The organism is uncultured Devosia sp., from assembly GCF_964244875.1.
In the GTDB taxonomy this organism is placed as follows: Bacteria; Pseudomonadota; Alphaproteobacteria; order Rhizobiales; family Devosiaceae; genus Devosia.
This window is the reverse complement of the sequence record NZ_CAXTKA010000010.1, coordinates 26,221-41,713: the sequence shown is the minus strand read 5'-3', so window position 1 is coordinate 41,713 and position 15,493 is coordinate 26,221. Positions and strand designations below refer to the sequence as shown.

The 15,493-nt window shown below is 63.8% G+C and carries 12 protein-coding genes; 11 read left to right on the top strand and 1 reads right to left on the bottom strand.

Annotated features, from left to right (window positions below; translation table 11 throughout):
• Positions 1-94 precede the first annotated feature (94 nt).
• The 7 genes from ACFE8X_RS12490 (at position 95) to ACFE8X_RS12460 (ending at position 7,823) form a co-directional block, all read left to right on the top strand.
• Positions 95-1,885, top strand: a complete 1,791-nt coding sequence (locus ACFE8X_RS12490; protein WP_375451808.1) for an ABC transporter substrate-binding protein — start codon at positions 95-97, stop codon at positions 1,883-1,885.
• A 67-nt stretch (positions 1,886-1,952) separates the two neighbouring features.
• Positions 1,953-2,951: an ABC transporter permease gene (locus ACFE8X_RS12485; protein WP_375451807.1), complete on the top strand. Its 999-nt coding sequence runs from the start codon at positions 1,953-1,955 to the stop codon at positions 2,949-2,951.
• Positions 2,952-2,960: 9 nt separating this feature from the next.
• Complete coding sequence (locus tag ACFE8X_RS12480) at positions 2,961-3,866, top strand: ABC transporter permease (RefSeq protein WP_375451806.1); 906 nt, start codon at positions 2,961-2,963, stop codon at positions 3,864-3,866.
• A 5-nt stretch (positions 3,867-3,871) separates the two neighbouring features.
• Positions 3,872-4,921, top strand: coding sequence for an ABC transporter ATP-binding protein (locus ACFE8X_RS12475; RefSeq protein WP_375451805.1), 1,050 nt, complete (start codon positions 3,872-3,874; stop codon positions 4,919-4,921).
• The gene (locus ACFE8X_RS12470; protein WP_375451804.1) at positions 4,914-5,918 is read left to right on the top strand and encodes an ABC transporter ATP-binding protein; all 1,005 of its coding nucleotides are present in this window, start codon (positions 4,914-4,916) and stop codon (positions 5,916-5,918) included. The genes ACFE8X_RS12475 and ACFE8X_RS12470 overlap by 8 nt, the downstream gene beginning before the upstream one ends.
• Positions 5,919-5,985: 67 nt before the next feature.
• Complete coding sequence (locus ACFE8X_RS12465) at positions 5,986-6,957, top strand: mannonate dehydratase (RefSeq protein ID WP_375451803.1); 972 nt, start codon at positions 5,986-5,988, stop codon at positions 6,955-6,957.
• Positions 6,954-7,823 (top strand): NAD-dependent epimerase/dehydratase family protein, encoded by an 870-nt coding sequence (locus ACFE8X_RS12460; protein ID WP_375451802.1) that lies wholly within the window; start codon positions 6,954-6,956, stop codon positions 7,821-7,823. The genes ACFE8X_RS12465 and ACFE8X_RS12460 overlap by 4 nt, the downstream gene beginning before the upstream one ends.
• A 7-nt stretch (positions 7,824-7,830) precedes the next feature.
• Here ACFE8X_RS12460 and ACFE8X_RS12455 read toward each other — a convergent pair whose 3' ends face one another.
• On the bottom strand, positions 7,831-8,904 hold the full coding sequence (locus ACFE8X_RS12455; protein ID WP_375451801.1) for a LacI family DNA-binding transcriptional regulator: 1,074 nt from the start codon (positions 8,902-8,904) through the stop codon (positions 7,831-7,833).
• A 132-nt stretch (positions 8,905-9,036) separates the two neighbouring features.
• Between ACFE8X_RS12455 and ACFE8X_RS12450 the strand changes: the two genes are divergently transcribed.
• The 4 genes from ACFE8X_RS12450 (at position 9,037) to ACFE8X_RS12435 (ending at position 15,440) form a co-directional block, all read left to right on the top strand.
• Positions 9,037-11,820: a glycoside hydrolase family 2 protein gene (locus ACFE8X_RS12450; protein ID WP_375451800.1), complete on the top strand. Its 2,784-nt coding sequence runs from the start codon at positions 9,037-9,039 to the stop codon at positions 11,818-11,820.
• A gap of 169 nt (positions 11,821-11,989) precedes the next feature.
• Positions 11,990-13,093, top strand: a complete 1,104-nt coding sequence (locus tag ACFE8X_RS12445; RefSeq protein WP_375451799.1) for an ABC transporter ATP-binding protein — start codon at positions 11,990-11,992, stop codon at positions 13,091-13,093.
• Positions 13,094-13,209: 116 nt separating this feature from the next.
• Entirely contained in the window at positions 13,210-14,490 is a 1,281-nt protein-coding gene (locus ACFE8X_RS12440; RefSeq protein WP_375451892.1) for an extracellular solute-binding protein, read from the top strand.
• Positions 14,491-14,561: 71 nt separating this feature from the next.
• A complete protein-coding gene (locus tag ACFE8X_RS12435; protein ID WP_375451798.1) occupies positions 14,562-15,440 on the top strand; it encodes a carbohydrate ABC transporter permease in 879 nt (292 codons plus the stop codon).
• Positions 15,441-15,493: the final 53 nt, after the last annotated feature.

The following is a 15,493-nucleotide window of genomic DNA, read 5'->3' as shown; positions in this document are numbered from 1 at the left end:
AGGTGGCAGGCTTCGCACGGGCAATGATGGTCTAGAAAAATCGACGCGCCAAGCGTCTTGGTCCCCATGACAGACAAAGGGAGAGAGCTGTCACATGGTTAAACACACACTCGCTGCAGCAATAGCGTCGCTGACGCTGGCCTTCGCGCCGGTTGCGGCCCTTGCTCAGGATGCCGCGCCCGTCGCCGCGTCCGATATCGTGCCTGCCGCCGCGCTGGCGGACGTGCCGCGCAACCAGACCGTTATCCTGGGCTGGGGCGTTGCCGGGGGCTCGTCCATCGGCACCACCAATCCGTGGGTGCTGCCCGGCTATACCCATCAGGAAGGCAACAACCTGATGTGGGAGCCGCTCATGTATTTCGGCATCTACAAGAACGAGTTCATTCCATGGCTGGCCGACAGCATGGACTATACCGACGACACCTTCACCGCGCTCGTCATCAAGCTCAACGCCGATGCCAAATGGTCCGACGGCACGGCCGTCACCGCCAAGGACGTGGTCTATACCTTCGAAGGCCAGATCAAATACGAAACCCTGCCCTACCACACCCAGTTCGCCGACCTGGTTGAAAGCGTCACCGCCACCGACGATCTGACCGTGGAGGTCAAGTTCAAGGCGCCCTCGCCGCGCTTTAAGTTCGAAGTGCTGACCGAAAAATTCGATACCGGCATCCCCATCGTGCCCGAAGGCTATCTGGCCGGCCAGGCCGACCCGACCAAGGCGCCCGGCCGCAACGATATCCCCCATTCGGGTCCCTTCGATATCGTGGCCTGGAACACCAACCAGAAGATTTTCAATCTGCGCGAAGACTGGTGGGCCGTCAAAGCGGGCCGCATCGCCCTGCCGGCGGTCAAGCGCGTGGTGGTGGTCAACATCCTCAACCAGCCTGTCGATACCGTCGCCCAGCGCGTGGTCAACAACGAGTTCGATTCCTCGGTGGACATGCGCGCCCAGATCATCGGCAATATCCTGCAGCAAAATCCTGAAGTGCAGTCCTGGACCGGTACCGAGTCGCCCTATGGCTATCTCGACTGGTGGCCCAATTCGCTGTGGATGAACGACGGTCTCGCGCCCTACAGCGATCCCAACGTGCGCAAGGCCATCAGCCTGGCCATCAACCGCGACCAGATCAACGAAGTGCTTTACGAAGGCGCCAAGATCGCCACCATCTATCCGTTCCCGCTCTACCCGAACCTGCAGGCCTTTGCCGACTCGCCCGAGGTCAAGGCCGAGGAAGCCAAGTACGAGCCCGGCAAGTACGACCTGGAAGAAAGCGCCAGGCTGATGACCGAGGCGGGCTTTGCCCTCAATGGCGACGGCTTGTGGGAAAAGGACGGCCAGACGTTCGACGCCACCATCCAGGCCTTTGAAAGCATCCATGGCGACATCGCCCCGGTGCTGGCCGAAATGCTGCGCCAGGCTGGTTTTGATGCCAACGTGAACTTCGGCACCGATGCCTATCAGAACATGGTGGACGGCAAGGCCGGTCTCTACATGTTCGGCCATGGCGCCTCGCTGTTCGATCCCTTCGAAGCGCTCAACCTGTTCCACGGCAAATACAGCAGTGCCATTGGTTCGGGCGCCGGCAATAACCGGTTCTCGCGCTACTCCAACCCCGAATATGATGCTGTGCTGGACGGTATCGCTCAACTCGACTCCAGCGATCCCAAGTTCATCACCGGCGCGGCTCAGGCCTTGGGGATCTACTGGCGCGATACCATCGACGTCCCGGTCATCCAGTGGCTGCACCGCATCCCCTACAACAACCACTATTGGAAGAACTGGCCGTCTTCGACCAATGTCGGCCTGGGCACCAACGGCGCCTTCTGGGCCCATACCGGCATGCTGGTGATTGCCGGGCTGCAGCCTTCCGGCGCCCAGTAAGCGCTTCGGGGTGCGCGTTCCGGCGCGCACCTTCCTTGCCGGCCAAGACCTATCGGGAAATAGTCCATTGAACCTCAAGATCGTCGTCAAGCGTCTCCTGTTTTTCGTTCTCGTTGTCTGGGCCGCGTCCACCATCGTCTTTTTCATCCCGCGCCTGTCCTCGCGCAACGCCATTCGCGAGCGTTTCGGCGAACTGGCCCGCACCGGCGGATTTTCCCCCGGCGACATCGAAAAAATGATTGCCTCCATGCAGCAGCAATTTGGCCTCGATAGGCCGTTGCTCGAGCAATACTGGCAATACCTCGGCAACATCGTCCGGCTGGATTTCGGTTACTCGCTGAGCAAATATCCAACCACCGCCACCGAAGTGATCGCCCAGGCCTTGCCCTGGACCATCGGCCTGTTGCTGGTCACCACCGTTCTGAGCTTCGTCATCGGCACACTGCTCGGCGCCGTCGCCGCCTGGCCCAAGGCGCCGGGTTGGCTGCGCTCGCTGGCCACCCCGTTCATCCTTTTGACCGGCGTGCCCCCGGTGATCATGGGTATCCTTCTGCTGTTCTTCATCGGCTTCCGCCTCAAATGGCTGCCGCTGGGCGGCGCCTATTCGGCCGGCATCGTGCCGACCTGGTCGTGGTCGTTTTTCTTCGATTTGATGGAGCATCAGATCCTGCCCGCTCTGGCGCTGATCTTCGGCTCCGTCGGTGGCTGGGTGCTGTCCATGCGCGGCATGGGCATCACCATCCAGGGCGAGGACTATGTCAATTTTGCCGAACACAAGGGGCTGACCGGGCGGCGCATCTTCCGCGATTATTACTTGCGCAATGCGCTTTTGCCGCAGGTGACCGGGCTGGCCCTGGCGCTGGGAACCGTCGTCACCTCGGCCGTGATCGTCGAAGGCATATTCGGCCTGCCCGGCATCGGCACGGCGCTGAACCTGGCCATCCGCGCCAACGACTTTCCCGTGATCTACGGCATCGTCATTTTCATAACCATCGCCATCGCGGCGCTGATGACGATCCTCGAATTCGTCTATCCGCTGCTCGATCCGCGTATTCGCGCGAACTAGGAGCACATCGTGGCAAACATCACCATGGCATCCGAAGCCCAGACCATCCAGCAGCCGGGCAAGATCGTGCTGTTCTTCCGCTACCTGCGCCGCAACAAGGGCCTGGCGCTCGGCGTCATCATCCTGGTCGCGCTGACCCTGTTTACCGTGATCGGACTTCTCACCGTCAATCCCAAGCATGCCTATCCGCTCTCGGCGGCGCTCAAGCAGGCGCCCAGCCTCAAATATCCCTTCGGCACCGATTTCTTTGGCCGCAACCTGCTGGCGGCCATGGTCGTGGGCATGTGGCAGACCGCCTTCATCGGGCTGCTTGCCGGCGGGATCGGCACGCTGGTCGGCGTCGTCCTGGGCTTCACCTCGGCCTATTTCGGCGGCTGGATCGACTCCGCCATTCGCACCATCTGCCAGATACTGACGCCCATTCCCGTGCTGCTGATCCAGGTCGTGGTCGCCGGTTCGCTCGACAAGCGCGATGTGACCATCTTCACCATGGCCATCATCGTGGCCATGCTGGCCTGGATGGGTCCCACCCTGGTGATCCGCGCCCAGGTCATGACCATGAAGGAGCGCCAGTTCGTGGCCGTCGCCAAGCTGTCGGGTGTCGGGGACATGGGCATCATCTTCCGCGAAATCCTGCCCAACCTCCTGCCCTTCATCGCCGCCGCCTTCGTGGGCCAGGTGTTCGCGGCGGTGTTTGCCTCCTTCTACCTGGCCGTTCTGGGCCTCGGCCCGCTGCGCGAACCGCTCTTGGGCAACATCATCTGGGCTGCCCAGAGCCAGGGCGCCTTTTTCAACGGCTGGTGGTGGTGGCCCCTGGAGCCCGCCTTCGCCATGATCCTGATCCTGGGCGCGCTGGCCCTGGTCAATATGGGTCTGGACGAACTCGCCAATCCCCGCGTACGCAGGTCGGAATAATCATCATGATGGATACAACCGCCACCGGCCCCCAGGTCGGCTCGCGCAACGCCACCGCCGCCTATGACGCGGCGGGCGCCCGATCGGTGCTGCAGGTGCAAGGCCTTGAGGTCACCTACTATACCGACCTGGGCCGCGCCAAGGCGCTCGACGATGTCAGCTTCACCCTGGGCGCCGGCGAAAAGCTGGGCATGGTGGGCGAATCGGGCTCCGGCAAGAGCACCATGGCCCTGGCCATGATGCGCATGATCAAGCCGCCCGGGCGCATCGAAGGCGGCAGCGTCACCGTCGACGGCACCAATCTGATGGCCCTCGATGACAATGCCATGCGCAGCGCCCGGCTCGACAAGATCGCCTATATCCCCCAGGGCGCGATGAATTCGCTCAACCCGGTCATGCGCATCGGCGCCCAGATGGTCGATGCCATCAAGTCCCACATGCCGCGCGAAGCCCGTTCCGCCATCATGGACCGCTGCATGCACGCGCTGCGCTCCGTCGATCTCGATCCGGGCGTGTTCCGCATGTATGCCCATGAATTGAGCGGCGGCATGAAGCAGCGCGTCTGCATCGCCATCGGCATCCTGCTCGAGCCCAAGGTCATCATCGCCGACGAGCCCACCAGCGCGCTCGACGTCGTCACCCAGCGCCAGGTGATGGAAACCATCGACCGCGTGCAGGACCAGATCAACGCCGCCGTCATCCTGATCGGCCACGACATGGGCCTGATGGCCCAGTTCGTCGACAAGGTCGCGGTCATGTATGCCGGCCGCCTGGTCGAGGTCGCCACCGTGCGCGAAATGTTCACCGATCCCAAGCATCCCTATTCGCAGGCCCTGATTTCAAGCCTCCCCAATCTCGACAACAAGGGCGTGTTCCGCGGCATTCCGGGCCTTGCGCCCTCCCTGCTGCGCCTGCCGAGCGGCTGTGCCTTTCACCCGCGCTGCCCCCATGCCGAGGAACTGCAACGCACCGTCAGGCCCGAAGCGGTTACGCTTGCCGGCGGCCGCAGCGTCACCTGCCACCTCTATGCCGAGGAGAGCCGGCGCCATGGCTAACCTGCTCGAACTGAAAAACGTCTCCAAGGTCTATCAGCGCGGCATCATCAGCCCCCATGCCAATGTCGCCCTGCGCGATATCTCGCTGACCCTCAATGAAAACGAGCCCACCATCATGACCGTGGCCGGCGAAAGCGGCAGCGGCAAGACCACGCTGGCCATGCTGCTGCTGGGCTTCATCACTGCCACCACCGGGGAAATCCTTTACAAGGGCAAGAACATCGCCGGTCTGGTCGGCAAGGACCGCCTGGCCTATCGCCGCGAAGTGCAGGCCGTGTTCCAGGACCCCTTTGCGGTGTTCAACCCGTTCTACACCGTCGATCACCTGCTCACCGTGCCGATCAAGCGCTTCAAGCTGGCCCGCAGCAAGGCCGACGCGCGTCACCGCATGGAAGAGGCGCTGACCGCCGTCGGCCTGCGCCCCGAGGACATCCTAGGCCGCTTTCCCCACCAGCTTTCGGGCGGCCAGCGCCAGCGCATCAACGTCGCCCGCGCGCTGCTGCTCAAGCCCCGCCTGCTGATCGCCGACGAGCCGGTCTCCATGGTGGATGCCTCGCTGCGCGCCAATATCCTGGAAACCCTGCGCAATCTGCAGCGCGACCATGGCGTGTCCATCATCTATATCACCCACGATCTGACCACCGCCTACCATATCGCCAAATCCATCATCGTGCTCTATCGCGGCGGGGTGATGGAAGCCGGCGATGTCGATGCGGTGATCAAGTCGCCCCAGCACCCCTATACGCGGCTCCTGGTGGATTCGATCCCCTGGCCCAATCTCGACCAGCGCTGGGGCGAACATTCCATCATGGCGCGCGAAGCCGGCAGCGCCAGCACCGGCTGTCCCTTCCGCTCGCGCTGTCCCCAGGCCATGCCGGTCTGCCAGACGCGCCCACCCTTGTTCCAGATCAATCCCCGCCAGGCCGCCGCCTGCTATTTGCACGACAAGCAGCCCCAGATCGTGGCGGAACGGCTTTCCGAACTTCTGCCGGTCTGATTCAATGGACCGGTCTTTGCGTCGGCCCCCGGCGGCTGCACGCGCCATTGTTATTGAGTGAGGTTTCATGCTCGAGATTGCCGAATTCATTTCCCCTACGCCCACCCCGGTCTGGAAGCTTGCCCGGCAGGCAGGCGTCGACCTGGCGGTGGGCGGCCTGCCGTTCGATACCCTGCGGCCCGGCGAACAGCTGGGCGATCTGGCCCCGCTCGAGCGCATGAAGCAGGTCTATGACGAGGCCGGCTTCAAGCTCGTCGTCATCGAGGCGCGTCCCCCCCTCAACAAGGCCAAGCGCGGCCTGCCTGGGCGCGACGCGGAGATCGCCGTCGTCTGCGAGCTGCTGCAAAGCATGGGCCGGCTCGGCATTCCCGTCTGGTGCTACGAATGGATGACCGATTTCAACTGGGTCCGCACCAATATGGCGACGCCCTCCCGCGGTGGCTCGGTGGTCACCAGCTTTGATCTCGATGACGTGCCCGCCGATCTCACCACCCAGCCTCCCATCGACGAGGCGGCGCTGTGGACCAATCTCGAATACTTCCTCAAAAAAGTGCTGCCCGTTGCCGAACAGGCCGGCGTCAAGCTCTCCATGCACCCCGACGATCCCCCGCTTTCGCCCATTCGTGGCGTCGGCCGCATCATGCGCTCGATCGAGAATTATCAGCGCCTTCTGGACCTGGCGCCCAGCCCGATGAACACCATCACCATGTGCCAGGGCAATTTCACCCTGATGACCGACGATCTGCCGCGCGAAATCCGCAAGTTCGGCAAAGCCATCTCCTTTATCCACTTCCGCGACGTGCGCGGCGTGCCGGAAAAATTCGAGGAAACCTGGCACGACGCCGGCAAGACCGACATGCTGGCCTGCATGAAGGCCTATCGCGATATCGGCTTCGATGGCGTCCTGCGCCCCGATCACGTGCCCACCGTCGAGGGCGACAGCAACGCCAATGCCGGCTACTCCGCTTTCGGCCGGCTCTACGCCATCGGCTATATTCGCGGCCTGCAGCAAGCCGTTTACGAGGGGGCCGCGGCATGAGAATAGCGCTGACCGGCGCCAGCGGCCGCATTGGCCGCGGCATCACCACCCTGGCCTTGGCGGAGGGGCACAGCCTGGTCGGCATCGACCGGGTTCCCGCCCCGCCGGACCTGCCCGCCGGCGTCGATTTCATCCAGGCCGAAATGGCCGACTACGACGCCCTGGTCGCAGCCTTTGCCGGCTGCGACGCCGTGATCCACATGGCCGCCATCCCCTCGCCGGGCCGGCATCCCGACCATGTCGTGCACAACAACAATGTGGTGGGCAGCTACAATGCCCTGCGCGCCGCTGCCGAAAACGGCATCCTGCGCATCTGCCAGGCCTCCAGCGTCAACGCCATCGGCCACGCCTATAGCCGCCGCCCGCGCTATGATTTCTTCCCCTTGAACGAAACCCACCCCAATTACAGCGAAGATCCCTATAGCCTCTCCAAATGGATCTGCGAGCAGCAGGCCGATAGCTTCGTGCGCCGCTATGACGGCACCGCGATTGCCAGCATGCGCTTTCACTATGTGGTGCCCGACAGGGCGATGGCGGTGGCCGTCTATCCGGCCGAAGGCCCCAATGTCGACAAGCACCTCTGGGCCTGGACCAATCTCAATGCCGCCGCGGACGCTTGCCTGCGCAGCGTCACCCAGCCCTTGGTTGGCCACGAGGCGTTTTACATCGTCTCCCCGACCACCACGGTGGAAGTGCCCAGCCTGACCCTTGCCGCCCGCTATTTCCCCGATATTCCCATCATCGGGGATCTGAGCGGCCTGCGCAGCTTTTTCAGCACCGCCAAGGCCGAGCGCCTGCTCGGCTGGAACCACGACGCGGCGATGGCGTCCGGCGCGGTTATGGCCGGCTTGGACGTCGGGGCCTGACGCGCCCTCACGCCGCTGAAATCCTCGCCCCTACCTTGGGAGCGGCGATCGAGCCGCGCTCGATCAGGGGGCACTCCACCTTGATCTTTTGCGTGCGCCGCTGCGCTGAAAGCCCGGCATTGTGGTCCATCAGCGCCCCCACCGCCCAGCGCGCCATTTCGTCATGCGGCAACACCACGGTGGAGAGCGGCGGCACCAGGTAAAGCGCCAGGTCCTCGTCGTCGAACCCCACGATCGACATATCCCCCGGCACGCTCAGTCCCCGGCTGCGCACCGCATCATAGGCGCCCATCGCCATGCGGTCGTTGAAGCAAAAGATCGCCGTGGGCGGATGGTCCATGTCCAGCAGCTGCTCGGTCAATGCGCGCCCCCCATCCACGGTCCAGCCGCCGGTCAGCACCAGCTCGTCCTCGATCGGCACGTCCCAGGTCGTCAGCGCCTGCCGGTAACCCTGTTCGCGCTCGCGCGCCGCATCGATCCAGTCCTCGCCCTTGAGATGGGCAATCCGGCGGTGTCCCGCCTTGAGCAGGGCGGCGGTCGCCGCATGCCCGCCCGCCACATCGCCGGGTACCACCGACAGATGCCGGCGCCGGGCCTCATAGCAATTGAGCAATATGGTCGGAACACCATCCAGGCGATCGGGCGCGTCCAGCTGGCGCGTGACCAGCGAGGCATAGAGCACCCCGATGATGTCGTGCTGCAACAGCATGTCGAGCGCTGCCGCTTCGATCTTGGGATCGCCGCGTGTACAGAACGTGGCGATCACCACATCCTGCAGGGCCGCCTCGTCGCGCGCCCCTTCCAGAAACTGCGATGCGAACGGGGTGGTGCTCACCTCATCGATGATCAGCCCGATCACCCGGACGCGATCCTCGGGCACCCGATGCTGGTGCCCCTTGCGGTAGCCCAGCGCCTCGGCCGCTTCGATCACGCGAACCCGTGTCGCCTCCGAAACCCGCGCATTGGGCGCCCCGTTGAGCACCAGTGATACCGTCGCCTGCGACACGCCGCAGAGTTTGGCGATATCGATCATGGTGGCGCGTTTGCTCACATCATCCCCGTCCGGTGACACCGCACTCATGCTGCTCCGATCCAGTTACAGGACCGTCCCCCCTGGCACAAGTTGGGCGCATTCTGCGCTTGCCAACCATCCCTTGGTGCCGTAACACTGATAATAATATAACTAATAAAATAACCCAAGGGGGGAATCGAGATGATGGCGGACAGCACGCTTTCGCGCGCCGACACCGGGGCAAGCCTGCGCCAGACCATGTCGCTGGATGGTGCCTGGCAGTTCCGCCTTGAGGGTCGCGGCGACTGGCGCACCGCCACCGTGCCATCCCCCTGGCAGTCCGAATTCGCCGATCTGCGCGACGCTTCGGGCACCGCCACCTATAGGCGCAGCTTCGATCTTCCCGCTGACTGGCAGGATCGTGCCGTTTCGCTCAAATTCGGCGCCGTCAATTACTACGCCGAAGTGCTTTTGAACGGTGAGCGCCTGGGCGATCACGAGGGCGGCTACCTGCCGTTTTCCTTCGTGCTGCCGCCGGCAGTGCTCCAGGCGCACAACGAGATCGAGGTCCGCGCCATTCTGCCCACCGCGGACCGGACGGCCTATCCGCTGTTTCCGTTCGCCGAAATTCCCCATGGCAAGCAGAGCTGGTACGGCCCGCTTGGCGGGATCTGGCAATCGGTGGAACTGGAGGCCCATGACGCGCGCCATATCGAGCATGTCACCGTCACGCCCGATCTGGCCTCCGGCGAGGTCGTCTTCGCGCTCGAGCTGTCTCCCGCGGCCAAGGATTGCGCGCTGAGCGTACTCATCCACGCTCCCGACGGCACCACGGCGGCGAGCGGGCAGGGCACGGAAGGCTCCGTTTCGGCAACGGTCTCGTCGGTGGTGCCGTGGTCGCCCGACGCCCCCAATCTCTACACCGCCGAAATCGCGCTTGTGGCCGATGGCGTTGCCATCGATGCCGTCTCGGTGGTTTTCGGCTTCCGCACCATCGAAACGCGCGACGGCAAGCTCTGGCTCAATGGCCAGCCGCTCTACCTCCGCGCTGCGCTCGATCAGGATTATTATCCCGAGGGGATCTGCACCCCGCCATCCGTCGAATTCCTCGAGGATCAGGTGCGCAAGGCCAAGGCGCTCGGCCTCAACATGCTGCGCACCCATATCAAGGTGCCCGATCCGCGCTATATCGAGGTCGCCGACCGCTTGGGCCTGCTGCTCTGGACCGAAATCCCCAATGTGCAGACCTTCACCGCTGCGTCGGCCCAGCGCCTGCGCGACACCATGGCGGGCATCTTGCGCCGCGACGGCAATCATCCCTCCATTATCGCCTGGACCATCATCAACGAGGATTGGGGCACGCGGCTGGTCGAAAATGCCGATCATCGCCAGTGGCTCAAGGACACCTATGACTGGCTGAAGCAACTGGATCCGAGCCGGCTCGTCTCCGACAATTCGGCCTGTTTCCCCAATTTCCACGTCAAGTCCGACCTCAACGATTACCATTACTATCGTTCGGTCCCCGAGCGCCGCGAGGAGTGGGACGATCTGACCGAGCAATTCGCCAACAGCGCGGCCTGGACCTATTCCAGCCTGGGCGATGCCGAATGGCGCGGCGACGAGCCGCTGATCGTGTCCGAATTCGGCGTCTGGGGCCTGCCCGACCCGGCCAAGGTCCTGCTCCAGGACGGCACCGAGCCGTTCTGGATGGAAACCGGTGACACCTGGGGGCAGGGTGTCGCCGTGCCGCACGGCATCCAGAGCCGCTTTGCCGCGCTGCATCTCGATACCGTGTTCACCGATTTCACCGCCTTCATCGAAGCGGCGCAATGGTACCAGTTCGCCAACCTCAAATACCAGATCGAGGTGATGCGCGCCTATCCCGCCATCGTCGGCTACGTCATCACCGAATTTACCGACGTGCACTGGGAGGCCAATGGCCTTTTGGACATCAACCGCAATCCGCGCGTGTTCCATGACCGGTTCGCCAGCGTCAACACCGATATTGTCATCATCGCGCGCCCGGCCTCCTGGTCGGCCTCCGCCGGCGCCACGCTGGGCATTGAGCTGTCGGTCGCGACCGGCGCCCTGTCCATTCCCGATGGCGCCGAACTGCGCTGGAGTGGCGGCGTCACCGGCAGCGCCGCAGTCGCCGCAACCGGCCCCAATGCCCTGGCGGCACTTGGCCGGCATGATATCGTCATGCCCGACGTCAGCGCCAACCAGGTCCTGCACCTTGCCTTCGAGCTGACGGCCGGCGGCGCCGTGCTCGCCCGCAACACGCTTGATATCGCCCTGTACGCGCCGCGCACCCTCTCGGGTCGACCCAGCGTCGCCGCCGCCGACCCGATCCTGGCCAATTTCGCCCGCGCCCTGGGCTATGAGGTGACCGACGCCGCCACCGCCGAGGTGATCCTCGCCCATGCGCTGGACGCCGGCGATATCGAGGCCATGCGTCAGGGCGCCCGCTATGTCGTGCTCGCCGACGGCAGCGTGACCACCCACAGCAATCTGCGCACCGACATTCCCGTTGGCGAAAAGCCCTATCGCGCCATGGTAGTGGATGAGCGCAACCTGCCCGTCGGCATCGACCAGCAATTGCCTGGCATTGGCCTTGTGGAGCGCGACGGCACGCTGTGGCGCGGCGACTGGATCGCCAATTTCGGCTGGCTCCGGCGCGCCGGCGCCTTCGCCGATATTCCCGGCGGCCCCTTGCACGATCTGTCGTTCGATGGCGTCGTGCCCCACTATGTCATGACCGGCTTTCGCACCTTCGAATTTACCGGTCCCGTCCATGCGGGCGTCGTCATCGGCTGGATTCACAAGCCCGGCGTGACGCTGGCCGAGCGCCTGGTGGGCAAGGGCGGCCTGGTTGCCACCACCTTCCGCCTTACCCATGCAGCGCCCGGCGCCGATCCGGTCGCCACGGCTCTGCTGGATGCCGTCATCATCACCGCAGCGGGTCTGAAGCCAGCGACCGCGTAACTAAATCAAATTGGCTGATATACATCTAAACTTGTGTTGACAATGGCGATGGCCAAGATAGCGTGGCTCAAAGTCCGGAGCTGGAGGAAGCTCACGGACCAACAAGCAAGAGCGGCAAACCGCTCGCTGCGCCGGGCCAGGCCCGCGGCGCGCAATGGGAGGACTTGGCGTGGCTGAGATCAAGCTGATCAATGTGAGCAAGCGCTTTGGCGCGGTTCAGGTTCTCGAGGGGGTGTCGATGACCATCGCCTCCGAGGAATTCATGGTCTTCCTGGGGCCCTCCGGTTGTGGAAAATCCACCCTGCTGCGCATGATTGCGGGTCTAGAGGCCACCGATAGCGGCGAAATCTGGATCGGCGACCGCCGCGTCGATCAACTTCCGCCCAACGAGCGCGAAGTCGCCATGGTCTTCCAGAACTACGCGCTCTATCCGCACATGACCGTGCGCAACAACATGTCGTTTGGCCTCGAAAACATCGGCACGCCCCGCGCCGAGATCAAGGCGCGGGTCGACAGCGCCGCTAAGGTTCTCGAAATCGAGCAACTGCTCGACCGCAAGCCCGCTCAGCTTTCGGGTGGCCAGCGCCAGCGCGTCGCCATCGGCCGCTCCATCGTGCGCGATCCCAAGGCCTTCCTGCTCGACGAGCCGCTCAGCAATCTCGATGCCGGCCTGCGCGTCCGCACCCGGGTGGAACTGGCCCAACTGCACCAGCGCATGAAGGCCACCATGGTCTTCGTGACCCACGACCAGATCGAGGCCATGACCCTGGCCAGCCGCATCGTGGTGATGAACAACCGCCGCATCGAGCAGATCGGCACGCCGATGGAAATCTATTCGCGCCCCGCCACTCGCTTCGTCGCCTCCTTCGTGGGCTCTCCCGCCATGAACTTCCTGCCGGTGGCCCAGCTTGGCGACAATGGCGGCCGCGCTGTGGCTACCCTGGCCGATGGCTCCGTCATCCAGACCGGGATCGCGCCCGCCTCGATCCCCGACAACGGCCAACTCGTGCTCGGCATTCGGGCGGAGGCGGTGCAATTCAATCGCTCCGGCAGCGGTGCGGTAAAAGGGGTCGCCGACGTGATCGAACGGCTGGGCGAACGCACCTTGATCCACGCGCGCCTGAGTGACGGTACGGCGCTGGTCGGCGAGGACGAAGGCCTGAGCGACGTCGCCATCGCGGCGCCCGTCACCTTCGCCGTCGATGGATCGGCTGCCATCCTGTTCGATGCCGACGGCCGCGCCTATCACGGCGCCGCGCCAGCCAAGCGCTGACGATTTCCAGGCCACACGCGCTGTGGCCCGGCTCACGGTCGTCCGGGATACGCCCCCGGATTGGGCCGCACGACCAACGGCGTAGGGTGCAAAGCCCGTTCGGGAGGATGAAAGTGATCAAATCGTTATTGAGGGTGGCAATGCTGTCGACCGCATTGCTGTCGGCCGGTGGTGCCATGGCCCAGGAAACCGTGGTCTGGTGGGATTTCCTGGGTGGCGGCGACGGCGTCCGCATGAAGGCGCTGCTCGATGAGTTCAACCAGGAACATCAGGGCAAGATCGAAATCCAGGCGACGACCCTGGAATGGGGCACCCCGTTCTACACCAAGGTGCAGACCTCTGCCGCCATCGGGGAAGGTCCCGATGTGATGACCTATCACATCAGCCGCCTGCCGCTGGGCGTGCAATCGGGCGCTCTCGCCGAGATCAGCGCCGAGGACCTGGCCAGCGTCGGGCTCGGTCCCGATACCTTTGCCCCCGCCAACTGGGCCGCCGCCCAGAGCGATGGCAAGATCTATGCCGTGCCCTTCGATATCCACTCCGTCGTGCTCTACTACAACAAGGACAAGCTGGCCGAAGCCGGCCTGCTCGGCGAAGACGGTCTGCCCACCGGCCTCGATGGCGCCGACAACTTCAAGGCCGCCCTGCAAAAGCTCAAGGACGGCGGCTCCGAATACGGCGTCTCCATCCATTCGGCGGCCGGCGACAGCCAGTGGCGCATCTTCTATTCGCTCCTCAACCAGCAGGACGGCGTGTTCCTGGACGACCAGGGCCAGTTCCTGTCCGGCGACAATCTCGGCAAGGCCGTCAATGCGGTCAATGTCGTGGCCGATTGGGTATCCAGCGGCCTCGCCCCCGCCCAGACCGAATATCCCGCGTCGATCGCGCTGTTCACCTCGGGCGCCGCGCCCCTGCACATCAACGGCGTCTGGGAAGTCCCCACCTTCACCGATCTGGCCGCCAAGGGCGAGCTCGGCTTTGAATGGGGCGCCATCGAGCTGCCGGTGTTCTTCGATCATCCCGCCACCTGGGCCGATAGCCATTCCTTCGCCATTCCCAACAATGTCGGCAAGGACATGACGCCCGAAAAGAAGGCGGCCGTCATGGAAGTCATCGCCTGGATGGAAAAGCATTCGCTCGCCTGGGCCAATGCCGGCCATATCCCGGCCTATTCGCCCGTGCGCGACAGCGCCGAGTTCAAGGCCTTGCAGCCCAATGCCACTTATTCGGTGCTGGCCGATACCGCCGCCTTCGATCCGAGCTCGGTTCTGGCCGGCGTGGCCTCGCCCATCTATGACGCGGCCGGCAACTATCTGATGCCCGCGATCAACGGCGAAATGGACGCCCAGTCCGCCATGGAAGAAATGGCCGCCGATCTGCAGGACCAAGCCGAGTAACCGGCTCTTGCCTTGCCGGCCGGGCCTTCGGGTCCGGCCGGCACATTGGTACAGCGACACGGGAGGGCGCAATGATCAAGAACCGGCGAACTGAAATCATTACGGCGTTCATCCTGGTCGCGCCTTTTCTGGTCATTTATGGCCTGCTGTTCGTTTATCCGACCTACAGGATGGTCGAGCTGTCCTTTACCGACGCGCCCCTGATCGGGCCCGGCAACTGGATCGGCCTCGAGAACTATTTCGAGATGTTCGACGACCGCCGCTTCAAGACCGCGGTGATCAACACGCTCTATTTCGTCCTGCTGACCGTCATTCCCAACACCCTGATCGGGCTGGGCATCGCCATGATGGTCAACCGCCTCAAGGGCTGGCAGCAATCGCTGATCCTGGCGATGTTCTTCCTGCCCTATATCCTGCCCGTTTCGGTGGTCTATCGCATCTGGAACTGGATGTTCGACCTGCAGTTCGGCATCATGCAATATCTGATCGAGCCTTTGCTGGGCAAGCGCACCCCCGTGTTCCGCACCGTGCCGCTGTTCATGCCGGCCGTGGCCTTGGTCACCGTCTGGTGGACCTGTGGCTTCAACGTGCTGCTGTTCCTGGCCGGCCTGCGCTCGATCTCGCCCGAAATCTACGAGGCTGCCCAGCTCGACAATGCCAATCGCTGGACCCAGTTTCGCCGCATCACCTGGCCGCTGATCTGGCCGGTCACCGCTCTGGTGCTGACCATCCAGCTCATCCTGCAGCTCAAGATTTTCGATCAGGTCTATCTGTTCGTCCAGGGCGGGCGGGCCGATCCCTCCATGGTCCTCGTGCAATATATCTACAACCAGGCCTTCCAGAAAAACCAGGGCGGCTACGCCGCCGCCATTTCAGTGGCGCTGTTCGTCATGGTCATCGTCGTTTCGATGCTGCAATACCAATTCCTGCGGGCGAGGGGCGAAAAATGAGCGCAGACACCCAGGCCGTCATGTCCCGGTCGCTCGCTTCCGCGCCCCCGCGG